This is a genomic window from Acinetobacter sp. YH16032, assembly GCF_013417345.1.
Lineage (GTDB): Bacteria > Pseudomonadota > Gammaproteobacteria > Pseudomonadales > Moraxellaceae > Acinetobacter.
Genome location: NZ_VPEE01000005.1, coordinates 59690 through 83690 on the forward strand (window position 1 = coordinate 59690; position 24001 = coordinate 83690).

The 24001-nt window shown below is 40.1% G+C and carries 20 protein-coding genes; 17 read left to right on the plus strand and 3 right to left on the minus strand.

Translation table 11 applies throughout. The features are described from left to right. Positions 1 to 93 precede the first annotated feature (93 nt). Complete coding sequence (gene gltX / locus FTV32_RS05580; protein WP_035263948.1) at positions 94 to 1602, minus strand: glutamate--tRNA ligase; 1509 nt, start codon at positions 1600 to 1602, stop codon at positions 94 to 96. 127 nt (positions 1603 to 1729) lie between these two features. Next, entirely contained in the window at positions 1730 to 2044 is a 315-nt protein-coding gene (locus FTV32_RS05585) for a hypothetical protein (protein WP_035263950.1), read from the minus strand. A 405-nt stretch (positions 2045 to 2449) separates the two neighbouring features. Between FTV32_RS05585 and FTV32_RS05590 the strand changes: the two genes are divergently transcribed. The 9 genes from FTV32_RS05590 (at position 2450) to FTV32_RS05630 (ending at position 12885) form a co-directional block, all read left to right on the plus strand. After that, a complete protein-coding gene (locus FTV32_RS05590; RefSeq protein WP_155756936.1) occupies positions 2450 to 3424 on the plus strand; it encodes a sulfate ABC transporter substrate-binding protein in 975 nt (324 codons plus the stop codon). A gap of 239 nt (positions 3425 to 3663) precedes the next feature. After that, on the plus strand, positions 3664 to 4680 hold the full coding sequence (locus tag FTV32_RS05595; protein ID WP_035263952.1) for a sulfate ABC transporter substrate-binding protein: 1017 nt from the start codon (positions 3664 to 3666) through the stop codon (positions 4678 to 4680). Between the two features lie 184 nt (positions 4681 to 4864). Next, positions 4865 to 5788, plus strand: coding sequence for a 16S rRNA (cytosine(1402)-N(4))-methyltransferase RsmH (gene rsmH / locus FTV32_RS05600; RefSeq protein WP_035263954.1), 924 nt, complete (start codon positions 4865 to 4867; stop codon positions 5786 to 5788). After that, the gene (gene ftsL, locus FTV32_RS05605) at positions 5788 to 6132 is read left to right on the plus strand and encodes a cell division protein FtsL (RefSeq protein WP_035263955.1); all 345 of its coding nucleotides are present in this window, start codon (positions 5788 to 5790) and stop codon (positions 6130 to 6132) included. The genes rsmH and ftsL overlap by 1 nt, the downstream gene beginning before the upstream one ends. Before the next feature lie 9 nt (positions 6133 to 6141). After that, positions 6142 to 7971, plus strand: coding sequence for a penicillin-binding protein PBP3 (ftsI, locus tag FTV32_RS05610; protein ID WP_035263956.1), 1830 nt, complete (start codon positions 6142 to 6144; stop codon positions 7969 to 7971). A 7-nt stretch (positions 7972 to 7978) separates the two neighbouring features. Further along, positions 7979 to 9475: a UDP-N-acetylmuramoyl-L-alanyl-D-glutamate--2,6-diaminopimelate ligase gene (locus tag FTV32_RS05615; protein ID WP_180028175.1), complete on the plus strand. Its 1497-nt coding sequence runs from the start codon at positions 7979 to 7981 to the stop codon at positions 9473 to 9475. Between the two features lie 9 nt (positions 9476 to 9484). Continuing rightward, positions 9485 to 10888 (plus strand): UDP-N-acetylmuramoyl-tripeptide--D-alanyl-D-alanine ligase, encoded by a 1404-nt coding sequence (gene murF / locus FTV32_RS05620; protein WP_180028176.1) that lies wholly within the window; start codon positions 9485 to 9487, stop codon positions 10886 to 10888. After that, the gene (mraY, locus tag FTV32_RS05625; RefSeq protein ID WP_092767279.1) at positions 10889 to 12007 is read left to right on the plus strand and encodes a phospho-N-acetylmuramoyl-pentapeptide-transferase; all 1119 of its coding nucleotides are present in this window, start codon (positions 10889 to 10891) and stop codon (positions 12005 to 12007) included. It begins immediately after the preceding gene. A 71-nt stretch (positions 12008 to 12078) separates the two neighbouring features. Next, positions 12079 to 12885: a putative RNA methyltransferase gene (locus FTV32_RS05630; protein ID WP_180028177.1), complete on the plus strand. Its 807-nt coding sequence runs from the start codon at positions 12079 to 12081 to the stop codon at positions 12883 to 12885. 32 nt (positions 12886 to 12917) lie between these two features. On the opposite strand, the gene ponA is transcribed toward FTV32_RS05630, so the two are convergent. Further along, positions 12918 to 15443, minus strand: coding sequence for a penicillin-binding protein PBP1a (ponA, locus tag FTV32_RS05635; RefSeq protein ID WP_180028178.1), 2526 nt, complete (start codon positions 15441 to 15443; stop codon positions 12918 to 12920). A 168-nt stretch (positions 15444 to 15611) separates the two neighbouring features. On the opposite strand from ponA, the gene FTV32_RS05640 reads away from it, so the two are divergent. The 8 genes from FTV32_RS05640 to FTV32_RS05680 are packed head-to-tail and all read left to right on the plus strand — an operon-like array spanning position 15612 to position 23601. Then, on the plus strand, positions 15612 to 16670 hold the full coding sequence (locus tag FTV32_RS05640) for a pilus assembly protein PilM (protein ID WP_035263966.1): 1059 nt from the start codon (positions 15612 to 15614) through the stop codon (positions 16668 to 16670). Next, the gene (locus tag FTV32_RS05645; protein ID WP_035263969.1) at positions 16670 to 17296 is read left to right on the plus strand and encodes a PilN domain-containing protein; all 627 of its coding nucleotides are present in this window, start codon (positions 16670 to 16672) and stop codon (positions 17294 to 17296) included. The genes FTV32_RS05640 and FTV32_RS05645 overlap by 1 nt, the downstream gene beginning before the upstream one ends. Next, positions 17293 to 18021, plus strand: a complete 729-nt coding sequence (locus FTV32_RS05650) for a type 4a pilus biogenesis protein PilO (protein ID WP_035263971.1) — start codon at positions 17293 to 17295, stop codon at positions 18019 to 18021. The genes FTV32_RS05645 and FTV32_RS05650 overlap by 4 nt, the downstream gene beginning before the upstream one ends. Beyond that, positions 18021 to 18548, plus strand: coding sequence for a pilus assembly protein PilP (locus FTV32_RS05655; protein WP_035263973.1), 528 nt, complete (start codon positions 18021 to 18023; stop codon positions 18546 to 18548). Before FTV32_RS05650 ends, FTV32_RS05655 begins: the two co-directional genes overlap by 1 nt. Positions 18549 to 18567: 19 nt before the next feature. Further along, positions 18568 to 21057 carry a type IV pilus secretin PilQ gene (gene pilQ / locus FTV32_RS05665; RefSeq protein WP_257227593.1) on the plus strand — a complete coding sequence of 830 codons (2490 nt, stop codon included), beginning with the start codon at positions 18568 to 18570 and terminating at the stop codon, positions 21055 to 21057. 36 nt (positions 21058 to 21093) lie between these two features. Then, the gene (aroK, locus tag FTV32_RS05670; protein WP_035263975.1) at positions 21094 to 21636 is read left to right on the plus strand and encodes a shikimate kinase AroK; all 543 of its coding nucleotides are present in this window, start codon (positions 21094 to 21096) and stop codon (positions 21634 to 21636) included. Positions 21637 to 21661: 25 nt separating this feature from the next. Beyond that, the gene (gene aroB / locus FTV32_RS05675; protein ID WP_035263978.1) at positions 21662 to 22741 is read left to right on the plus strand and encodes a 3-dehydroquinate synthase; all 1080 of its coding nucleotides are present in this window, start codon (positions 21662 to 21664) and stop codon (positions 22739 to 22741) included. A 14-nt stretch (positions 22742 to 22755) separates the two neighbouring features. After that, positions 22756 to 23601, plus strand: coding sequence for a hypothetical protein (locus tag FTV32_RS05680; protein WP_035263987.1), 846 nt, complete (start codon positions 22756 to 22758; stop codon positions 23599 to 23601). The last annotated feature ends 400 nt before the right edge of the window (positions 23602 to 24001 follow it).

The following is a 24001-nucleotide window of genomic DNA, read 5'->3' on the forward strand; positions in this document are numbered from 1 at the left end:
GCTATAAAAGCAATCTAGGTATCAAGCTAAGTGCTCAATCTGTGTGAGCGCTATATTAGGGATATAACACTCATGCGTCAATAAAAAATTTAATTAAGCTTCATCAACTGCATCATTTTTCGGCAATTTTAAGCTTTGATTCAATTTTTCCCATACTTTAAGCTCTTTTTTACTTGGACCGCCAATGATTTCGAGTGCATGACGCAGGCGAGCAAAAGTCAAATCAGGACCAATGGTCACCATGGTTTGCATCACTGGCGTTGAAGCAGTAGAACCCGCAATGGCAATAAAGAACGCAGGCATAAAGTCACGTAATTTAATTTCCATTTGTGCAGCTAAATCCATTAGCGTTTGGCTAACTGTGTCATTATTCCAAGTAAATAAGCTTTCTAAGCGCCAAATTGCAAATTGTAGGCTTTGACGAACTTGCTCTTCAGATAACTTTTTACTTTCGAATTGTGCTTTAGACAGTGTAGGGAAGTGATTAAAATAATGTGCTGACCAATTCACTGCTTCAGACAATAGGTTAATACGTGGTTGAATTGCAGCCGCAATTTCCTCTAACTTAGCACGATCTGCCTTCCACGCCAATAAAGTATTTAAAAGCTCAGCAGGGCTAAGTGCTTTGATCCATTGACCGTTTAACCAATTGAGTTTTTCTACATCGAAAATTGGACCCCCAAGCGATACACGTTGGATGTCAAAATTCTCGATCATCTCAGTCAAATTGAACTTTTCGCGTTCATCTGGCATTGACCAACCCATGCGACCCAAATAGTTTAATAATGCTTCTGGTAATACACCGATATCTTTGTAGTAATTGATTGAAGTTGGGTTTTTACGTTTAGATAGTTTTGACTTATCAGGGTTACGTAAAAGTGGCATGTGGCAAAGCACAGGCATTTCCCAACCAAAATATTGGTAAAGCAATTGGTGTTTAGGTGCCGATGGAATCCATTCTTCACCACGAATCACGTGAGTGATTTCCATTAAATGGTCATCAACAACGTTTGCTAAGTGGTAAGTTGGTAGGCCATCGGTTTTCAGCAGAATTTGCATGTCGACTTGTGCCCATGGGATTTCTACTTCACCACGCAGTAAGTCATTAAATTTACAAATCCCTTCTTCAGGTACTTTCATGCGAATAACATGCGGTTCGCCAGCCGCTAAACGTCTTTCAACTTCTTCTGGCGTATGTTTTAGACCACGACCATCATAACGAGGAGATTCACCACGTGCTTGTTGTTCTGCACGCATTTGATCTAATTCTTCAGCAGTGGCAAAACAATAGAATGCATGACCTTTTTCAACCAGTTCTAACGCATATTTTTTATAAATATCCATACGTTCAGATTGACGATATGGCGCATGAGGGCCACCCACATCTGGACCTTCTGACCAATTTAAACCTAACCAGCGCAATGAATCGAGAATCATTTTTTCTGATTCAGGTGTTGAACGGAGTTGGTCTGTATCTTCAATACGTAAGATAAATTCACCGCCATGCTGTTGAGCAAAGCATAGGTTAAATAATGCGATATAAGCAGTACCTACATGGGGGAAACCTGTAGGAGATGGTGCAATACGAGTACGAACTGTCATAGCCAGAAAAAGTTATCAAATAAAAATTGGTTTTATTATAGCAAAAAGCCCAGTGGCTTAATGATTAATTCATTAAATCGGACTGGGCTAAATTTGACTCAATTGGGGAGATTGAGAAAAATGGTGCTTAAGATGTGTGCTGAGGAAATAAACTTTGTAAAAAACGCGAAAACTGTTGGTGTTGCGATGCTAGGAAGTTTTGCGTTGGAGCATTCTTAATAGAGGTGATCACTTTAATCTGATCCATCTCTGAAGAAGGTTTGTTCTCAGCACGTTCACGTTTTTGTTGAGTCAATGCGCGTTCGATAGGTGTTAAAGACTTTTCAGCAACACCAGAGTTTTGTAGTGATTTAGCAGGGTTTTGTAACGCTGCTGCATGTGTCTGGCTCATACCAAAAACACATAAAGTTAAGCTTAATGCTTGTAAATAGCACAAATTCATTTCAATTTTCCCCTATTTTGAATTTATTGTAAGAGTAATTAGGTTTACATTTTAAACATAAAATTCACAAAAGCACAAATGCATCACACTTTCTTACAATTTGTTATTCAACAATCCTTAAGTTACTCAACCTGTAGCTGAAATAAATTTTGCCTCTTTTTATCAATAAAATATGGAGATTTGGTGAAGATATGATGTTATGCGGTAAATTTTAAAGAGAGTATAAGTGATAAAAATGCAATTCATATGAAGAAAATGTATATAAAATTTAGATATTTACAATGATTTAATTCGTCTATTGAATACATTGTGACTGAAGTAAATAAAAAATATAGTGCAATTCATAAATGTAATAAAAAAGAGATTTTAATGAATAAGCACTTTTTCAATAAATTATTGGGCACAATGAGTATTGGGGCATTGTTGTTCAGTATGATTGCACAGGCGAATACATCATTTTTAAATGTTTCTTATGATCCCACTCGCGAATTTTATCAAGAATATAACCAAAGTTTCGGTGAGTTTTGGAAAAAACGTACTGGTCAAGACGTGCAATTTAAGCAATCTCATGGTGGATCTGGGAAACAAGCACGTGCTGTAGCAACAGGATTACAAGCAGATGTTGTGACCTTGGCACTTGCAAATGATATTGAAGAAATTGTAAAAGCAGGTTATATCAATAAAAATTGGCAAAAAGAATTTCCCAATAATTCAGCACCCTATACATCTACCATTGTTTTTTTAGTAAAAAAGGGCAATCCAAAAAATATCAAAGACTGGAATGATTTAGTCAAACCAGGTGTTGAGATCATTACCCCGAACCCAAAAACAGGTGGTGCGCCACGTTGGATTTATTTATCTGCATGGGGCTATGCACTTAAACAGCCTGCCGGAAATGATGCCAAAGCTCGTGAGTTAGTCAAACGATTATACAAAAATGTCAAAGTGTTAGATTCAGGAGCCCGTGGATCACTCACGACTTTTGCTGAACGTGGAATTGGTGATGTTTTACTGTCTTGGGAAAATGAAGCGCTCTTAGCGACGCAAGGTTTGGGGCAAGATAAATTTGAAATTATTTATCCATCCATTTCAATTCTAGCTGAGCCTTCTGTTGCCATCGTAGATAAAACCGTAGATAGAAATGGGAATCGTAATCTTGCAAAAGGATATCTTAACTATCTGTATTCACCTTTGGGGCAGGAATTAGCTGCTAAACATAATTTTCGACCACGTAATGAAAAAATCGCAGCTAAATACAGTACTAAATTTCCAAAGGTACAATTATTTACCATCGATAAAGTATTTGGTGGTTGGGCGAAAGCGCAGCAAACGCACTTTGTAAATGGCGCGATTTACGACCAAATTTCAGCAGAAAAATAATCTATTTTTAGAACTTATGTGAATGGATCGCGATATGCTATCCATTTTTAATTATAAGAAATCCATAAAATACTATATATTTGAATATAGACTGTATTTAAGATGATTTATGAATTAATTCATAATCTTGAAAGAAAAATGGTAGCAATATAACGTAAATCACATGTCTAAATTAAATTGATGAATATGATTTTATTTCATATATTTAGATTAATTATGTATATCTAGATTTTTTGACTATGAAAACTCAATTTAAAGCCTTGCTTACAGCGGGCTTACTCGCAACAGGTTTATCGTTCAGCGTATCTTCTCAAGCAGCACAACGTGATTTCCTGAATGTATCTTATGATGCGACTCGTGAATTTTATGATGAGTTTAATCAGTCATTTGGTCAATATTGGCAGTCAAGAACTGGAGTGAAAGTCAACTTTAAACAATCTCATGGTGGCTCAGGTAAACAAGCACGCTCTGTGGTTGATGGCTTGAAAGGCGACGTTGTCACTTTGGCTTTGGCAAATGATATTGAAGAGATCGTGAAATCGGGTCAAATCAATAAAGGATGGCAAAAAGAGTTCCCTTATAACTCTGCACCTTATACATCAACTATTGTTTTTATGGTGCGTAAAGGTAACCCTAAAAAAATTCAGGATTGGCAAGATCTTGTTAAGCCGGGTGTAGAAATCATCACACCAAACCCTAAAACAGGTGGTCTACCACGCTGGGTATATTTATCAGCTTGGGGTTATGCACTCAAACAACCAGGTGGTAATGAAGCGAAAGCAAAAGACTTTGTCGGTAAGATGTACCATAACGTCAAAGTGATGGACTCTGCGGCGCGCGCTTCTATGACGACATTTGCTGAGCGTAAAATTGGCGATGTGTTGCTCACTTGGGAAAATGAAGCACTGGTCACTCAAAAAGCCTTGGGCAAAGATCAGTTTGATATTGTTTATCCATCTATTTCGATTTTAACAGAGCCTTCTGTTGCCATCGTTGATCGTACTGTAGATAAAAATGGCAATAAATGGTTGGCGACTGGCTATATCAACTATTTATATTCACCATTAGGTCAGGAGATGGCTGCTAAGCATTTCTATCGTCCGCGTAATGCTGAAGTGTTAGCAAAATACTCAAAACAATTTCCTAAGTTAAAAACATTCACCATTGATGAGGTTTTCGGTGATTGGGCAAAAGCACAACAAGCACATTTTGTGAATGGTGCGATTTTTGATCAGATTTATAACAGCCGTCGTTAATATACCGAAGTAATTGAAATTCAATAAAAAAGCCTCTAAGTGAGGCTTTTTTATTTGAACATTCCAGTGAATGAAACGGTTTTGCCTATAGAAAGTAAAATTTACCTACAAAAAGTCGTTTGGAGCTTTATTAAAACAAGGTAATAATGTGCAGTTAAATTTTTAGATGTTCTGAAACGTTATTATGTCGCATATTTCTGTATTACTTCATGAAACTGTAGATGCTCTATTGGGTGGGCGTAATACAGGGATTTATGTAGATGGCACCTTTGGTCGAGGAGGTCATACTCGGCTTCTCTTGTCTAAATTAGATGAACATTCTCGTGTCTATGCATTTGATAAAGATCCGCAGGCTTTGGCTGTGGCTGCTCAGTTAGAACAAGAAGATCCAAGATTTACCATTATTCATGCAAGTTTTGCAGATATTAAAACAGCCTTAAATCAACGCGGTGTTGAAACTGTCGATGGTGTTATGGCAGATTTGGGTGTGTCATCGCCACAACTTGATCAGGCCGAACGTGGTTTCAGCTTTATGAAAGACGGTCCATTGGATATGCGAATGGACAACTCTCAAGGCCTAACTGCAGCGCAATGGTTGGTTGAAGTTGATGAAGAGCATTTAGCGAATATTATTTTTCAATATGGTGAAGAACGATATAGCCGCCGCATTGCGAAAGCGATTAAAGCAGCAGGTTATATTGAGACTACAAGTCAATTGGCTGAAATTGTAAAAGTTGCCCATCCGAAATGGGAAAAGAATAAGCATGCTGCGACACGTACATTCCAAGCAATTCGAATTGAAATCAATAAAGAATTAGAAGATGTGCATGCTTTTTTACCTGAAGCACTGGATATGCTTCATAATGGAGGTCGATTAGCGGTCATCAGTTTCCATTCCTTAGAAGATCGAATTATTAAACAATTTATTCAAAAAGAGTCGACTTTAGCTGAGGATGATGGTTGGGGCTTACCTCAGAAACCTAAAGAAACTCGTCGTTTGAAAAAAATTGATCGCGTACGTGCGAGTGAAGAAGAAGTGAAACAAAATCCGCGTTCTAGAAGTGCTTGGTTGCGAGTTGCAGAGCGAATAAATTTTAAAGGCGAATAATGAAAAAGGAAAAAGACGTAGAACAACAGGAACCTGTAGCAACGCCCTTGGTGCGAAAAAAAATACTGATCTATAGCATTTTAACCGCTATGGTCATGGTGAGCGCATTTATGGTGGTCTATCAGGTCTATTCTTATCGTCAAGATTTTCGTGAATTTAATACGCATATGCGTGAGCTTGAAGACATTAATGCTGAATGGGGTCGTCTACTTATTGAGCAACAGACATTTGGAGCGACTGCACAGATTGGGACACGTGCAGTGACACAATTACGTATGTATTCACCACCAACATCACAGACTGTGGTGATTTCACTTCCTGCTGAAACCGCGAAAAATCAATAGGCACGCTGAATGGTTGATAAAAGCAAAACAAAACAAACACGTAAAAAACAGCAGCCAATTACACAGAAAAGAACCGTTGCTGTAGATATGTGGCGTTTCTATTTAATGTGGGGCTTAGTCCTGACATTTTTTGTGGTATTGGTTGCACGTGCCTTTTATGTTCAAATTGTGAATAAAGACTTTTTGCAAAATAAAGCTAACGCAAAAATTTTACGTACTGAAAAATTAAGTGCGATGCGAGGGGTTATTAGCGACCGTAATGGCGTTCCCTTGGCAATTAGTACACCAATTATGAAGGTGGTGATTGATCCTCAACATTATTTTGAAACTAAAGCAACTTTTGATGAAATTACTGAAGAGTTAAAAAAGAATCCAACCAGTCGAAAATTAAAAAATCAGTTACCACAGGAAAACCTGAATTTAGATGAGCTAGCAGATGCAGTTGGGCTGGATCGAGCTGACCTCAAAAAGCGTGTTCAAGATCGAGCTCGTTCACGTTATTTAGTATTGAAAAAAGAAGTACCACCTGCTCAAGCGGCTCTGTTAGCACAACGCAATTTTGCTGGCGTATATTCTGAAAAATCATATAAACGTTATTACCCACAACCACAACCCAACTCTCAAATCATTGGTTTAACCAATACCGAGGGAACAGGGATTGAAGGTTTGGAGATGCAGCTGAATAAGCGGCTTGCAGGGGTCAATGGCGAACAGAAAATTGTACGTGATAAGCATGGTAACCGTGTTCAAGTTCCAGAAGTTATTAAAGAAGTTGAAGCTGGGGAAAATATTACACTGAGTATTGACTCTCGACTGCAATACATTATGTATCGAGAGCTTACCGCGGTAGGTGTGGCAAATAATGCACGTTCTGCTACAGCAATTGCGGTCGATGTCAAAACCGGTGAAATTCTAGCGATGACCAGTTGGCCGTCGTATAACCCGAATGATAAAAAAAGTTTATCCAATAAAGATGCAATGCGAAATCGCGGTGCAGTTGACTCGTTTGAACCAGGTTCGACGATGAAACCATTAACGGTGGCGATGGCGCTTGAAAGTGGTAAGTACACTGCAAACTCAGTCGTTAATACCACCCCAGGGTCGATGCGTGTCGGTAATCATACAATTCGTGATACGCATAATTATGGAGCGCTTACTTTAGGTGGCATTATTCAAAAATCCTCCAACGTAGGTGTAGCGAAAATTGCCTTATCTTTGCCTTATCCGACTCTACCAACGTTCTATAAGCGTCTTGGTTTTGGACAGCGTTCGGCTGTTAAATTCCCTGGTGAAAGCCCAGGTCTGATCTTACCGCCAAGTAAATGGAATATTTCAGAAGTTGCAACCATGTCCTATGGATATGGTCTCAATGCCACGGTACTCCAATTGGCAGATGCTTATGCCATGCTGGCAAATAAAGGGAAGAAAGTTCCTTTAAGTTTGTACAAGCTGGATGAAGCTCCTCAAGGTGAACAAATGATTGATCCTAAAATTGCGGATCAAGTCTTGTTAATGATGGAGACAGCAACATTACCAGGCGGTACAGCGACTCGTGCTCAAATACCAGGTTATCGCGTTGCAGGTAAAACGGGTACAGCACACAAATTACGTGCTGACCGTAAAGGTTATTCGACCAATGAATATCGAGCTTTATTTGCAGGTGTTGCACCTGTAAGTGATCCACGTTTGGCGATGGTCGTCGTGGTCGAAAATCCAAAAGGCACATATTACGGTGGTACTGTCTCAGCACCTGTTTTCGCAAAAGTAATGCAGGAATCGCTGAGACTATTAAACGTACCATTGGATAAACCCTTAGATACTCCAAAATCCATTCCATAGGTGATGAATGTCGATTACATTTCAACAAATCTACGCTGTAGATCATCCAGCAGAATGGATGCAACAAGCATTTAATGGCTTCCAATTAGATAGTCGTAAAGTTGAAGCAGGACAAGTGTTTATTGCTTTGACTAGTCTTTCTCAACCTGAAAAAACTGCAGAGTATGCACAGAAGGCATTAGATCTTGGTGCTTTGGCTATTATTTCAGAACAAGATTTAGGTTTAACGCCAAGTTTGATCGTTCCGAATGTGCGTATGCTCATGGGACAATGGCAGAAAGATTATTTGCAACAGACACAGCCAGTAAATCCACTTCGAGTATTGGCTGTCACGGGAACCAATGGTAAAACGACCATTTCAAGGCTTGTTGCAGAGCTACTGATGTTAAGTAAGTACCCATGTGCTGTGATGGGGACGACAGGAAATGGGATTTTGCCTCACCTTGAAGCATCTACACATACCACGTTAGATGCATTGCATATGCAAAATCAATTGCATGCTTATGCTCAGCAGGGGGCTAAGTTTGCTGCTATTGAAGCCAGCTCCCATGGTCTTGAACAGGGGCGTCTCAATGGAACGCCAATTGAAGTTGCAGCTTACAGTAATTTAAGTCGCGATCATTTGGATTATCACAAAACTTTAGAGGCCTATGCTGAGGCAAAATCACGCTTATTTCAGTTTGAGAGCCTTAAAGTTGCAATTATCAATATCGATGATGCTTACGCAAATATCATGCTCAAAGCGGCGGAGCAAAATCCAGCAAAACCTAAAATTTTGACTTATTCCACCACTCGACCCGCGGATTACCGTGTTGAAGAGATTCAATATAGTTTAGACGGTGTTCATTTTGAATTGGTGACCAAGACCCAAAGCTATTTAGTGCATAGTCCGTTATTAGGTCACTTTAATATTGAAAATGTGGTTGCGAGCTTAATCTCTGTTGAACAGGCGGGTTTAGATTTATCTCAGTTAGTCGCTTTAGTTCCTCAGTTAAAAGGCGCGCCAGGGCGTATGCAAGTGTTGCGTGATCAACATCGTTTGTTTGTCGTGGATTATGCGCACACTCCTGATGCATTAATTCAGGTTCTTAAAACATTAAAACGTCATGTTTCACAGCAATTATGGGCTGTGTTTGGGTGCGGTGGTGATCGTGATCGCGGTAAACGACCATTAATGACACAGGCTGCTTTAGATCATGCAGATGTTGTATTGCTTACCTCAGATAATCCACGTACTGAAAACCCAGAACAAATTTTTGCTGACATGAAGGCTGGAATTGAATTTTCGAACAGAGAGGTTCATGAAATTCATGATCGTCGTGAAGCGATTAAGTTTGCAGTGAAAACAGCGAAAGCAGGTGACATTGTTGTGATTGCAGGCAAAGGCCACGAAAATTATCAAGAGATTGATGGTGTTCGTCATTGGTTTGATGATGTGGTAGAAGTCCAAGCAGCCATTAAGGGTCAGCATGCGACTGAGCCAGCATCTTATCCAGCAGACTAAGGAATCATTATGCACACATCTACTACAAGTACTGCGACACTTGTTCCATGGACTTTGTCTGATCTTGTTGCCGCAACTCAAGGGTATTGGTTGAATGATAAAAAACCGACTGGAGAAGTAAAGCGTATTTTGACAGATTCACGTCATGTGGAGTCGGGGGATGCTTTTTTAGCCCTGAAAGGTGAGCGTTTTGATGCGCATGACTTTGTTCAACAAGTGGCTGAAAAAGGCTGTCAGATTGCGATTGTTGAACGGCCTTTAGATATCGATATTTATCAGTTGGTGGTAACAGATACGAGATTAGCATTAGGTATGCTTGGTGCATTTCGTCGCGCTCAGCATACGCAATTAAAAGTTATAGCACTGACTGGTAGTAGCGGCAAAACGACGACTAAAGAAATACTTGGTAGTATTCTTGCTCGCAAAGCACCGACATTGATCACGCGAGGTAATCTCAATAATGATCTGGGTGTGCCTATGATGCTATTGGAGCTTCGACCAGATCATGAATATGCAGTGATGGAGCTCGGAGCTAGTCATCAAGGAGAAATTGACTATACCTCGAAGCTTGTTCAACCTCATGTTGCGGGTATTATTAATATCGGTACGGCTCATCTTGGTGAGTTCGGTGGGCGTGACGGAATTTGTAAAGCTAAATCTGAAATCTATGGTCATGTTTCAGAAACTTCGATCGTGCCAGCAGCTGATGATTATATAGACCAGATCCGTCAAAGTGTAAAAACAACAAAAACCTTAAGTTTTGGAGAAGGTGGCGATGTCTATGCTTCAGATATTCAGCTGAATCCACAAAGTGCTCAATTTAAATTACATACGCCTGTAGGTGTCCAACCCGTGGATTTACCTTTTGCTGGTGAGCATAATGTTCAAAATGCTTTGGCAGCTGCTGCATTTGCATTGTCATTAAATATCAGCTTGGATGATATTGTCACGGGTTTAGAACAAGCTGTGGGTGCAAAGGGGCGTTTGAATTTTATTCAAAAAAATGATTTTTTATTTATCGATGATACATACAATGCCAATCCGACGTCGATGCGTGCAGCGGGTGAAGTGCTTGCAAAGCAAGAAGGTATTCGTGTCATGGTGATTGGGGATATTGGTGAGTTAGGTCCGACTGCTGCTCAACAACATTATTTACTCGGGCGAGATTTGGTTTCGATTCGCGGACTCAACTTTGTTGTTGCTGTTGGTGAGTTTGCACCAGCAACACAGGAAGGCGCACGTAGTACTCAGTACGGGAAAAAGTTACAAGCTTTCCTCAATCAAGAGCAAGCTCTACCATTTTTAATTAGTCTAATCGAAACACATCAACCGCAAAAAATGAGTTTCTTATTCAAAGGTTCTCGTTATACCCATATGGAAACGTTGATGGCAGATTTGATGGAGAAACTCTAAATGCTGTTATGGTTATTTGAACAACTTTCCGGCTATCACAGCTCGTTCCAAGTGGTTCGTTATTTAACATTACGTGCGCTGCTCAGTGTCTTGACAGCACTCACGATAGGTCTAGTCCTTGGTCCTGTCATGATCCGTAAGTTACAAGCTTTAAAATATGGCCAAGCGGTAAGTTCTTTCGCTCCGGAAAACCATGCCAAAAAAATGGGAACACCAACCATGGGTGGTCTCCTTATTTTGCTTTCTATTGGGATTTCAACTTTACTTTGGGCAGATCTTTCAAACCCTTATGTTTGGATTGTGCTTGGCGTGATGGTGATATTTGGCGCCGTAGGTTGGGCGGATGACTGGATTAAAATCCGTTATAAAGACAATGCAGGTTTGCCAGCGCGTAAGAAGTTTTTTTGGACATCTGTCGCTTCTTTGGGTGCAGGGATATCACTCTACGTAATTGCGACTCAGCAAACTAATCCTGTACACACTGCGAATATGTTGGATTTGCTGATCCCTTTCTTTAAAGATCTTACAATTCCTTTATCGGTAATACCTTTAGGGATCGGTTTTATCATATTCACTTATTTAGTGATTAACGGTGCGTCGAATGCTGTTAACCTGACTGACGGTTTAGATGGTCTTGCAATTATGCCAATTGTATTGGTTGCGGCGGGCCTAGGGGTGTTTGCTTATTTGGCGGGTGATGTTCGTTTTGCAAATTATTTACATATTCCCTATGTGAAATATTCATCTGAACTCGTTGTTATTTGTGCTGCAATGATAGGTGCAGGTTTAGCATTCCTTTGGTATAACGCGCATCCTGCACAAGTATTTATGGGTGATGTTGGTGCCTTGTCGCTTGGAGCGATGCTGGGAACTATTGCGGTGATGGTACGTCAGGAAATTGTATTTGCAATTATGGCGGGTGTATTTGTAGTCGAAGCAGTCTCTGTATTCTTACAAATCGGTTCGCTTCGTATGCGAAATAAACGTGTTTTCCTTATGGCGCCGTTACATCATCACTATGAAAAGAAAGGATGGCGTGAAACACAGGTGGTCATCCGTTTCTGGATTATCACAATTATGCTAGTAGTTTTAGGTCTAATGACCTTAAAATTGCGCTAAGCAAGAATCAAATGAGATCAAGTCGGCTTATGCCGACTTTTTTTCATCGCTAAAATTTTTTGGAGAAAATGATGAATCTGTTGATGTGTCCTGTTTGTCGCGAGGCATTGGCGCTTGAGGGGAAAACATGGCGCTGCAAGAGTAATCATAGTTACGATATTGCAAAGCAAGGTTATGTGAATTTGCATGTCGTACAGCATAAACATAGTAAAAATCCAGGGGATACCCCTGAGTCTGTTCAAGCTAGACGGTCGTTTTTATCAGCGGGATTTTATGCGCCATTACAGCAAGCTGTCGTTGCTAAAATCCGAGAATTACGTATTGAAAATCTTTTAGATATTGGTTGCGGTGAAGGATATTACACCAATGCAATGGAAGCTGAAGCGATACAAGTTGTGGGGGTGGATATTGCTAAAACTGCAGTTCAGGTAGCAGCAAAATTAAATCAAAATGTCACTTGGGTTGTGGGTACGGGGGCTGTGTTGCCTGTTTTAAGCGAGACCATCGATTTATGTACCAGTTTATTTAGTCCTATTCCCGAGGCGGAAATATTACGTGTATTAAAATCATCGGGGTATTTAATGGTTGTTACCCCAGGTCCACAACATTTATATAAAATGCGAGAAGCACTATTTGAAGAAGTTAAGGCACATGAGCCACATAAATTTGTAGCACAGTTGAGCGAGCACTTTGAGTTAATTGATGAAAGCTTAATTCAGGCACCATTGGTGTTGAACCAGAATGACCTAAAGTGTCTTATCGCAATGACGCCATATGCTTATAAGGCCAAACCTGAACGGCGTGAGCAATTAGAGCAAGTTGAAAAATTTGAACTGAGTGCAGAGTTTCAGATCTATATTTTAAAAAAGAAAAGTTAAAAGAAGCCCTCTTTTAGAGGGCTTTATTTTGGTTATTGAACTTGATTAATCAAATTTTCGATTGAATCTCGTTTAACTTGTGGTGTTGAATTCATATCCGGTGGTGTCGACGACGTCGGCGTTAACGGTTGATCGTTATCTGGTAGATCATCAAAATCGCGATCATTCGTTGGTGCTACCACTGGAGCAGGGCGATAAATTGGACGAGCTAAAGGTGGAGTTTTATCTTTTTGCTCATGGTTTAATGTATGTACACGACCACGTTGTTCTCGAGTTAAAGGAGCTTTTGCATTTTTATCTAAACTTACCCAAGCATATGGTGTATTGGCAAGCGACTTCTCCATAAAGTCACTCCAAATTGGAAGAGCAGCGATACCCCCATATTCACGACGACCTAGCGTAGTCGGTTGGTCGAAACCTACCCATGAAACTGCGACTAGATTGCCGTTAAAGCCAGCGAACCAAGCATCTTTTGCATCATTGGTTGTTCCTGTTTTACCTCCTAAATCACCACGACCAATTTTTAATGCTGCGCGACCAGTACCATGCTGAATTACGTCTCGTAAAATATTCGCCATATCAAATGCTGAACTGGATTTTAAAATTCGATGTGCTTGACGATATTGGCTACGCTCTTCATCGGTTAAAGTGGGTTGCTTATCCTCTAAAGACTGATTGGTAACTTCAATAATTTCGTCGTCTGGTGTTGTTGCTTCAGCAGAGGTTGTATCTTGCTTCTGAGATTTAATACATGAAATACATGCGTATTCAGGATTGGCTTGATAAATCACTTTGCCGTAAGCATCCTCAATACGGCTAATGAAGTGAGGTTGCACGCGGAAACCGCCATTGGCAATTGCGGCATAGCCTGTTGCCATTTGAACAGGGAGTACTTGAGGTGTTCCTAATGCAATCGTGTAGTTACGTGGAATCTGATCATCCTGCAAACCAAAATCCATAAACAATTGGCGAGTACGTTCTAGACCGACTGTTTGTAAAAGGCGAACAGAGACAGTATTACGTGACAAATATAAAGCGCGACGTAATGGAATCATCCCCAAATAGCGCCCATCAGAATTGCGTGGTGACCATTTACCAATGGTAATGGGATTATCACTAACCATGGTATGCGGCGTCATACCTCGTTCAAGTGCAAGCGAGTAGACAAATGGTTTGATAATAGAGCCAGGTTGACGCCAACCTTGCAATGCACGGTTAAATTTCGATTGATAAAAATTATATCCACCAACGATCGCGACAATGGAACCATCATTTGGATTAAGTGCAATTAACTGACCTTGTACACGAGGTACCTGTACCAAGGACCACATACTACGATTTTGATTTGGACGCAGACGAACAATATCTTTGACTTTCACAATTTGCGAGGCATTGCTCGGTGCACCACCCACACTATTGGCATTGCGATAGCGTCTCGCCCAAGACATTCCAGACCAAGGAACAGTGACTGATGAACCATCTTGTAAAGTTGCTTCAAAAGAATTACTTAAAACTTTAGTGACTTCAGCAGGGTAGGTGTTTGCAAATGGCACAAAATCTTTTAAGGGTTTGTCATGAGCTTCTGGGCCACGCCAGCCATGACGACGGTCATAATTTTCTAAACCAACACGAACTGCTTCTTCGGCAAAGGCTTGACGATTGTAATCAATAGTGGTGTAAACCTTATATCCAGAATCGATCGCGAGATCGCCAAATTTTTTGACGAGTTCCGAACGAACCATTTCACCGACATAAGGGAATTTATTGTTAATACCGCGATCAGGCATGTCCAAGGCGATAGGCTCTGATACTGCATCTTCATATTCAATTTGGCTGATATAACCCAACTGTAGCATACGACCTAAAATCCAGTTGCGACGTTCTAACGCACGTTCAGGATTGGCCACAGGATTATATTTAGAGGGTGCTTTTGGTAAGCCCGCGATCATTGCCATTTGGGCAATTGAAAGATCGTCTAAATTCTTGTTGTAATAAATTTTTGCTGCTGCGGCAATACCATAGGCATTTTTACCGAGGAAAATTTTATTGACGTAGAGAGTTAGAATTTCTTCTTTTGATAATTTTTGTTCGATTTTACGTGCTAAGAAAATTTCGGTGAGTTTGCGCTTGAGTGTTCGTTCTGGTGTTAAATAATAGTTTTTAGCCACCTGCATGGTGATCGTAGAACCACCAGTTTGAATGTCAGAACCCGTGATCGATTCACTGACTGCGCGTCCTAAACTTTTAAAACTAATACCGCTATGCTCAAAAAAAGAAGAGTCTTCTGCAGCTAAAAAAGCATGAATAAAATCTTGTGGGATTTGCTCATATTCAACTGGAACAGAAAGTTTGCCACCATATTCTGCGATTAATTGGTTATCTGCTGTATAAACTTGCAGCGGTTTTAATAATGGAGCCTTCTTAAAAGCAGTCATCTCTGGCAAAGATGGTGCAATATAGAGATACATTCCATAAAAGCCCATTGGAATTGTGACTAAGATAATGATAATCAGCAAAAAAAAAGGGTGAATCTGTCCACAACAAGATAGCTTTTTCATAACAAGTAAGTTTTAATAGGTGCTAAAGGCAAACTAATAGAAGGTCAGTATAGCTTCTCATTTAACAGAATGTTAGTTGAGTTATTATATCCGCAAAAAAATTAGACCAAGTGTAGTTAGTTTGTATTGTGCTGTTGTTGGGGACAAAAAAATAATAGGAATTGCATTGTGCTTAGACTATATCGTAAGCCAAATAAGGGGTTAGTGGGGGTAGATGTTAGTTCGACCTCTGTTAAGCTATTAGAGCTATCAGTTAAAAACGGTCGCTATTGGGTTGAAAGTTACGGGTTAAGTCCATTGGTTGATGGGAGTGTTGTTGAAAAAAACATCCTCAATCAGGATAACGTGGCTGATGCTTTAGAGCGCGCGATTAATATTGCAAATCCGCAATCAACGAATGCTGCTTTTGCAGTGCCTACGTCTATGGTGATTCACAAGGTCATCGAGATGGATGCCGACATGAGCGATGATGAGCGTGAAGTTCAGATTCGTATGGATGCTGAGCAATATATACCATTCCCACTTGACGAAGTCAGTTTAGACTTTGAAGTTCTTCCTGAGCGATTAAACAATCCAAACAGAGTGAACGTTTTACTCGTTGCGACACGTACTGAAAACGTGGACTCTCGTATTGAAGTATTGGATTTGGTCGGGCTTACCCCAAAAGTTGCCGATGTTGAAAGCTATGCACTGGAACGTAGTTTTGAAGTCTTTGCAGATACATTGCCGATTGGTGCAAATCTTGTTGGTGTTCTTGATATTGGTCATACCATGACGACTTTATCAGTTATGCAAAATGGCAAAATTATTTACACGCGCGAACAAGTGTTTGGCGGTAAGCAATTGACTCAAGATGTGCAAAATCGTTATGGCTTATCTTATGATGAAGCTGGGCGTGCTAAAAAAGACAACACCTTACCAGATGACTTTGAAACAGAAGTTTTAATGCCATTCCTTGATGCAGTGATTCAACAAGCAGCGCGTTCATTACAGTTCTTTTTCTCTTCTTCTCAATTTAACGAGATTGATCATATTTTATTGGCGGGTGGTAATGCCAATATCCCAGGTCTTGCAAAAATGATGCAACAAAAATTGGGATATCGTGTCACTATTGCTAATCCATTTTTACAAATGGGCTTTTCTCCTCAAATCGACCTGAAAAAAATAGAAAATGATGCACCATCATTATTGGTGGCGTGTGGCTTGGCATTGAGGAGTTTTGATTAATGGCTAAAATTAATTTACTCCCTTGGCGCGAAGAGCTAAGAGAACAGCGAAAAAAGCAATTTGTTTATATCTGTATCGCAGTGGTATTACTTGCGATTTTATCGGTTTTAGCAGCTTGGTTCTTCTTGAATCATAAATTGCAAGACCAAGAACAAGCAAACCAACTTATTGTAAGCACCAATCAAAGTTTAGACGTTCAATTAAAATCCTTGGAAGGATTGCAAGAACGTCGAAATGCAGTGATTGAGCGGATGAAACTGATTCAAGGTCTTGAAGGTCAACGACCTGTTACTGTGCGTTTAGTAGATGAATTGGTACGTGTTGTTCCTGAAACGGTGTATCTGACGAAATTTACCCGTACTGGTAATAAATTTACCATCGAAGGTAAAGCAGAAAGTCCGAATGCGGTAGCAGAGTTATTACGTGGTTTAGAAGCTTCCCAGTGGTACCGAAATGCATTTATGAATTCATTCTTGGCTGCGCCAGAAGTGAAGGAAAAAGCACCAAGTTCGGTAATCCCTCGAGTTGAAGAGTCATACGGTACATTTATCGTGACTGTCGACTTGGGTGCAATTGCTCAACCGACATCAGAGATGGACGCGAATAATGTGGGAGGTGCACCATGAGTCGTAATGATTTAAATGACTTTGATTCAGATGTCACTGCACCAAAAAAGAAGTCCATGACTGTTGAAAAGTTCTTTCAGCAATTTAATACTTTGGACTCCAATAACTACGGTAGTTGGCCACTGTCTGTAAAAATTACCTGTTGGATTTTTATTTTCCTATTTGTTTGTGCTATTGGTTACTTTTTGGTGATTAAACCAAAACTTGAATCCATTGATCTTGCTAAAGCACAAGAGGCAAATTTACTGACAGAGTTTAAAGAAAAGGATTCTAAGCTCCGTAATTTGCAGCAATACCAAGCACAGTTGCAACAAATGGAAATGAATTTCAATGAGCAATTACAACAATTGCCAAAAGAAACAGAAATTCCAAGTTTAGTTGAGGACATCAACTTAACAGGTGTGAATTCAGGGCTCAAATTTAAAAATATCCGTCTCGAAAATGAAGTGGCTCAAGAATTCTTTATTGAGCAGCCAATTTCGATAGAAACGACAGGTGATTATCATTCATTTGGGCGTTTTGTGAGTGGAATTGCGTCTTTACCGCGTATCGTAACCTTACATGATTTTGTGATTACAGCGACGCCAAGTACAGATAAAAAATCTGATATTCCACTGATCAATTATTCATTAAAAGCCAAAACATATCGTTATGTTGCATCGACTGAAGATACGGTAGGTTCAGCGGTTGTTCCACCAGCTGATATGCCAGCAGGAGGACAATAATGAAATCATTTAAGCTTTTGTGCGGATTAGTTATTGCAGCGACTATGGTGGGATGTGATTCGCGTATTGATGCGGTCAATCAAGAAATGGCGAATATTCGTAGCCAACCACCTTTACCGATAGAACCGGCACCTGTATTTAATCCAGTTCCAAATTTTCTTTACTCGGCGCATCAACTTCGAAGTCCATTCTTGCCAAACTCATTGGCAACAGAGCTAAGAATCATGTCGGGTAAACGTGTTTATCCTAATTTTAATCGTCAACCACAGCCTTTAGAAAGCTATGCATTGGAAACGTTAAACTTTAAAGGAAGTTTAAAACGTAACAATGGACAGATTCTCGCTTTGATTCAAACCCCTGATGGTGAGATTGAGCGTGTGCAACGTGGTAATTACATGGGGATGAACCAAGGGCGCATCGTGAAGATAACGCCGACTCAAATCGATCTGATTGAAATTGTTTCAGATGGTCGAGATGGTTATATCGAAAGACCAAGAAGCTTAGTGTTGCTTGGGCCTGTTGGTTAAGACGAGTTAAGGAATAACAATGAAAAAGAGTATGCAAAATTTTTGGGGTGGGGATCGACAGTATATGAACCGTTTTCTTCGTCAATTCGCTATGACCACTGTTTCTATAGCTGTTATGCAGGCAGCGGCGGCTAAAACTACGATGACCAATATTGTGCCTTTGCAGGTGCCAGGTCAAGGAACAGAAATCCGTGTCATGTTTAACGGATTACCTCCACAGCCACAGTCATATCAATTGGAAAATCCATCTCGACTCGTTTTGGATTTTATGCAGGCAGGTCAAACACTGGCGAATACTAAAATACCTGTGTCGACCACTGAAGCAAACTCAGTTGAAGTCATTTCTAATGATCAGCGTTCACGGTTAACTGTCAATTTAACGCAGAAAGGTAGCTACACGACACGTGTTGAAGGCAATACCTTTATTTTAAAAATAAATAATCCGAACTCTGCGAAAGTGGCAACACCAGCGGCGCCAGTGGTTACACAAGCCAAAGCAGCAGAACCAACGACTAAACCAAGTGTTTTAAAGCCAGTCATACGTCCTAATCTGACGAATAACGTTACACCTGTTGCGGCTACAGCTGTGGCAACGACACCTGTAACTCCAACACCTGTGATTCCTGTTGCAGCACAGCAGGTATTGAAACCAACTGCACCAACGCCTACTGTGTTAAGACCTGCCGCTCCACCTACATCAGTGGTTAGTCAGCAAGTTGCAGCACCTGTACCACCTCCAGTAGCTCCTGTTTATCAGCAGCCTGTTGCGTATACACCGCCAGCACCTGTCGCTTATCAAGCAGTAGTACAAGGACTACAAGATATTGGTTTTGAGCGCGGTAGTGCAGGTGAGGGACAAGTTGTACTGAATTTAAAAACAGCAGATACACCAGTGGATGTACAACAGCAAGGTAGCAAAGTTGTGGTGCGTTTCCTCGGTAACAAAATTCCATCGCATTTGGTGCGCCGTTTAAACGTTAATGATTTTGCGACGCCTGTCTCTACAGTAGACGCTTATAATGATAAGTCAAATGGTGTAATTTCCATTCAGTCGAGCGGTAGCTTCGAATATATGGCTTATCAAACAGATGGTAAGTTAACGATCAGTCTAAAACGCCCAGAAGAGAAAAAAGGCTTAAGCAGCCAAAATCGTACACCGAAATATACAGGTAATAAGATTTCTCTCGACTTCCAAGACATTGAAGTGCGCCGCGTATTACAATTGTTGGCTGATTTTACCGGCATTAATATGGTGACTTCGGATTCAGTTCAAGGGAATATTACATTACGCTTAAAAGATGTGCCTTGGGATCAAGCGCTTGATATTGTAATGAAAACCAAGAACTTGGATAAGCGTCGCAACGGAAACGTGATTTGGATTGCACCTGTTCCAGAATTGATTAAAGCCGAAGAAGAAGAGGCGAAAGCCATTGCACAAAGTGTGAAATTGGCACCATTGCAAACCGAATATATTCAATTGAGCTATGCCAAAGTTGAAGATATTGAAAAGTTGATTACTGAAGGTCGTAACAGCCGTTCATCCAATGGTAATAATACAAACTCAACAACTGACCCATTGGGGGACAGTGTCGGGTCATTATTAAGTCCACGTGGTACAGTTTCAATTGATCCACGCACTAATACATTGATCATTAATGATACAGTTCAAAAAATTGATCAAATTCGCAAGATGATTGATTTATTGGATGTTTCTGTAAAACAAGTCATGATCGAAGCTCGTATTGTACGCGCGACAACAGATTTCACTAAAGAAATGGGTGTGAAATGGGGGGTAGTATCGAAAGGTGTTGCAACCAATAATGATCTTTTGGTTGGTGGTAGTGATCAAACGCTGTGGGATTTAAAATCACCAAGTGAGGATGGTCGTTATAATATTCAACGTCCTGATAACTTAAATGTGGATTTAGGTGTGGCTGGGGCTGCAGGTAAAATTGCATTTGGTTTAATCAATATGTCTGATTTTATGCTGGACCTTGAGTTGTCGGCACTACAAGCTGATGGCTACGGTGAAGTTATTTCTACCCCAAAAGTTCTCACTGCTGATAAGCAACAAGCGAAAGTTGCTTCAGGTCAGGAAATCCCTTACCAAACCACTGAAACTGCAGGTGGTGCTGCAACGGCGACGACTTCCTTTAAAGAAGCGTTGTTAAGCTTAGAGGTAACACCAAGTATTACGCCTGATGGTAAAATTCAAATGAAATTGAACATTACCAGTGATTCACCAGCAGGTTATGCACAGAATGGGGAAATCATTTTGAATAAAAATCAAATTGATACCAATGTGCTTGTGAACAACGGTGAAACTGTGGTGCTAGGTGGTATTTTCGAGCAAGAAACGATTTTTAACCAAACCAAGGTGCCTTTCTTTGGTGATATTCCTGCTGTTGGTCGTCTATTCCGAAAAGACAGTAAAACAGAGAATAAGCGTGAGTTATTAATCTTTGTGACACCAAGAATTGTTAATGACAGGCAAACTAGAAACAATTAATATAGTTTCAATGAAAGCAATTCAATAGGTGACTCCTTGCCAAGCAAAGAGTTTGAAACCCTACCGAATATTTATTTGGTAGGGCCCATGGGAGCTGGTAAAACAACCGTTGGTCGACATCTTGCAGATTTACTTCATCGAGAGTTTCTTGATAGTGATCATGAGATAGAAAGAAAAACTGGGGCGACCATCCCATGGATTTTTGAGAAAGAGGGTGAACAGGGATTCAGACATCGTGAATCACTGGTAATTGATGATTTAACATCAAAACAAAATTTAGTTGTTGCGACGGGTGGCGGTGCAGTTACTCAGTCGATTAATCGATCTTATCTAAAAGATCGAGGTATTGTGATTTATCTTTATACTCCCGTAGAAATACAACTTCAAAGAACCTACCGTGATAAAAATCGACCTTTATTACAAGTCGAAAATCCTGAACAGAAATTACGTGAATTATTGAATATTCGTGATCCGCTGTATCGTGAAGTTGCACATCATATTATTGAAACGAATCAAGGTGCTGCGCGTGATTTGGCACAACGTATTCTTAATGTGATTGTCGCAAAAGAATTGAATTAAATTTGTTTTATTGGCTTATAACATCATGCAAACCTTATTCGTTGAACTCGGTGAACGCCGTTATCCTATTTTCATTGGTAGTGATTTAGATCCGCAACAATTACTTGAACCCTATATTCATGGGCAACAGGTCATGATTGTCACCAATGAAACGGTTAAACCGTTGTATTTAAATCACTATGTATCAGCTGTGGAAGGTTTAGGTAAAAAAGTTGAGACATGTGTTCTACCTGATGGTGAATGTTATAAAAATATTGAACATTTGAATTTAATTTTTGATGCCTTGCTTGAGGCAGGATTTAACCGAGATTGTACAGTGCTTGCCTTGGGTGGAGGGGTGATTGGTGACATGGCTGGATTTGCATCAGCTTGTTTCCAACGCGGAGTGTATTTTATTCAAGTCCCGACTACGCTGCTATCGCAAGTCGATTCGAGCGTTGGCGGTAAAACTGGAATCAACCACTCATTAGGCAAAAACATGATTGGCGCATTCCAGCAGCCACAGGTCGTACTTGCGGATATGGCGCAACTTAAAACATTGCCTGAGCGTGAGTTATCAGCAGGTTTGGCTGAAGTCATTAAGTATGCCCTATTAGGAGATGTTGATTTTCTTGCATGGCTTGAGGAAAACATGGATGGTCTCGTTGCACAACATCCAGAATTACTTGCTGAAGCAGTGTACCGCTCTTGTGCACACAAAGCGCGAATTGTGGCCAATGACGAGAAAGAACAGGGTGAGCGTGCATTACTGAATTTAGGTCATACCTTTGGACATGCGATTGAATCTTATCTGGGATATGGTGAGTGGTTACATGGTGAGGCTGTGGCGACGGGAATGGTGATGGCGGCAGATTTATCTTATTTAATGGGGTGGATCACAGAAGCTGACCTTGAACGTACAAAAATTATCATTCAACGTGCGAAATTACCGATAAAATGTCCTCAAATTCCACTTGATGAATTTTTGGCATATATGTCTCATGACAAAAAAGTCCTGAATGGTCAATTACGTTTAGTGCTCTTGAAGTCGCTAGGGCAAGCAGTAATTACCAAAGAGTTTGATGTGGAATTAATGAAACAAGCGATTTTACGTAATCAAGCATAATCTTAGGTTTTCTCATGACGGTACGCCACTCATCCCCACGCACAGCGCAACAATATATTTGGTTGATCGGTGGCATACTGTTTTTAGTCGCATCTTTTGTATTCTGGATTTTGACTGATAGCAAAGAGTTGGTTACTCAGTCTAAGCAAATTGAAGAAACTCAAGTCCAGATTCAACCTGAAAAGGTGGCAGCAACAAATTATTTGGGCGGGCTGACTGATCAAGTGCGACCTTTGGAATTAACTGCGCGTAAAGTGGCTTCAGGAAACCATTTGCCTGAATTTAGAGGCACAAAGTTTATTCAAGACAATAAAAATAATTATTTTATCGAACTATTTCGCGTTACCAATGAAGATGTAATTAAAAGTTTTCTTAATAAGCAAACTGATCGTAAACCATACATTTATTTTCGTTTGAGTGGTGAGGATCAAGTTGAACAGTACATTTTGGGTTATGGGCTGTTTATGGGGGAAGGTGCTGCCAAGACAACTTTAAATGGATTGGATTTAAAGTTACCACCTTCTGTAGCGCCTAAAGTTGCTGGCTTTAATCAGTTTGTGGGTCAAGTCAATGACATGGGTTCTGAAGAACTAACAACTGCAAAATTATACGAAATTAAATTACGACCTGCAGCGGTACCATTGATTGATGAGTCATTGCTGGTTCGTCCTAAGCCAACCCCTGTGGCTGATCCTGCTAAGGCAACAACCAATGTGACTATTACAAGAAAAGATCAGTCAGGAAATGTGGTTGATGTGAGACGTTCGCAATCGAATGTTGACCCTATTTCGAGCGATAATTCAAAGAATAATACGGATAAACGGAATCAAGAGGCTCAAATTAGTGATCCATTTAATTAAAATGGTATAAAATGGCGCAAAATTAAACGAAAGCATAATAAATTTGCACATCATTGGTGCGATAAAGTGGTTCTAATTTGGTGCCTTTTCGGTTAATAATGACAAAATAATTGAAATAAAACGCTTGCACGGAATAAATAAATATTGGCATAGATTTTGCTTTATTGGTGCACTGATTAAGTAAATTGTCCCTATTTTGGAGCGAAGACCTTAATTTAGTGTGCGATTTAGTCAAATTGATCTGCTTTAAATGAGTGCAAATCGTCTCGTACATTTGTGAAATTAAATCAGAAAAGACGTTCAATAACGAAAGACATACAGAATCATGTCTTTGTTTTATAAAGAAATCGTATTTGAAGAATAGATAAGTTTTGCCCAATGAGGGCCATGTTGAAGAAGG

Bases quoted from the DNA above. Each gene is read 5' to 3' on its own strand.
- ftsI (WP_035263956.1), top strand. From the start codon at position 6,142: ATGGTTGATAAAAGCAAAACAAAACAAACACGTAAAAAACAGCAGCCA.
- FTV32_RS05585 (WP_035263950.1), bottom strand. From the start codon at position 2,044: ATGAATTTGTGCTATTTACAAGCATTAAGCTTAACTTTATGTGTTTTT.
- FTV32_RS05595 (WP_035263952.1), top strand. From the start codon at position 3,664: ATGAAAACTCAATTTAAAGCCTTGCTTACAGCGGGCTTACTCGCAACA.
- FTV32_RS05655 (WP_035263973.1), top strand. From the start codon at position 18,021: ATGAAATCATTTAAGCTTTTGTGCGGATTAGTTATTGCAGCGACTATG.
- FTV32_RS05680 (WP_035263987.1), top strand. From the start codon at position 22,756: ATGACGGTACGCCACTCATCCCCACGCACAGCGCAACAATATATTTGG.
- ftsL (WP_035263955.1), top strand. From the start codon at position 5,788: ATGAAAAAGGAAAAAGACGTAGAACAACAGGAACCTGTAGCAACGCCC.
- aroB (WP_035263978.1), top strand. From the start codon at position 21,662: ATGCAAACCTTATTCGTTGAACTCGGTGAACGCCGTTATCCTATTTTC.
- murF (WP_180028176.1), top strand. From the start codon at position 9,485: ATGCACACATCTACTACAAGTACTGCGACACTTGTTCCATGGACTTTG.
- FTV32_RS05630 (WP_180028177.1), top strand. From the start codon at position 12,079: ATGAATCTGTTGATGTGTCCTGTTTGTCGCGAGGCATTGGCGCTTGAG.
- rsmH (WP_035263954.1), top strand. From the start codon at position 4,865: ATGTCGCATATTTCTGTATTACTTCATGAAACTGTAGATGCTCTATTG.
- mraY (WP_092767279.1), top strand. From the start codon at position 10,889: ATGCTGTTATGGTTATTTGAACAACTTTCCGGCTATCACAGCTCGTTC.
- FTV32_RS05615 (WP_180028175.1), top strand. From the start codon at position 7,979: ATGTCGATTACATTTCAACAAATCTACGCTGTAGATCATCCAGCAGAA.
- FTV32_RS05590 (WP_155756936.1), top strand. From the start codon at position 2,450: ATGAGTATTGGGGCATTGTTGTTCAGTATGATTGCACAGGCGAATACA.
- ponA (WP_180028178.1), bottom strand. From the start codon at position 15,443: ATGAAAAAGCTATCTTGTTGTGGACAGATTCACCCTTTTTTTTTGCTG.
- FTV32_RS05650 (WP_035263971.1), top strand. From the start codon at position 17,293: ATGAGTCGTAATGATTTAAATGACTTTGATTCAGATGTCACTGCACCA.
- pilQ (WP_257227593.1), top strand. From the start codon at position 18,568: ATGAAAAAGAGTATGCAAAATTTTTGGGGTGGGGATCGACAGTATATG.
- gltX (WP_035263948.1), bottom strand. From the start codon at position 1,602: ATGACAGTTCGTACTCGTATTGCACCATCTCCTACAGGTTTCCCCCAT.
- FTV32_RS05645 (WP_035263969.1), top strand. From the start codon at position 16,670: ATGGCTAAAATTAATTTACTCCCTTGGCGCGAAGAGCTAAGAGAACAG.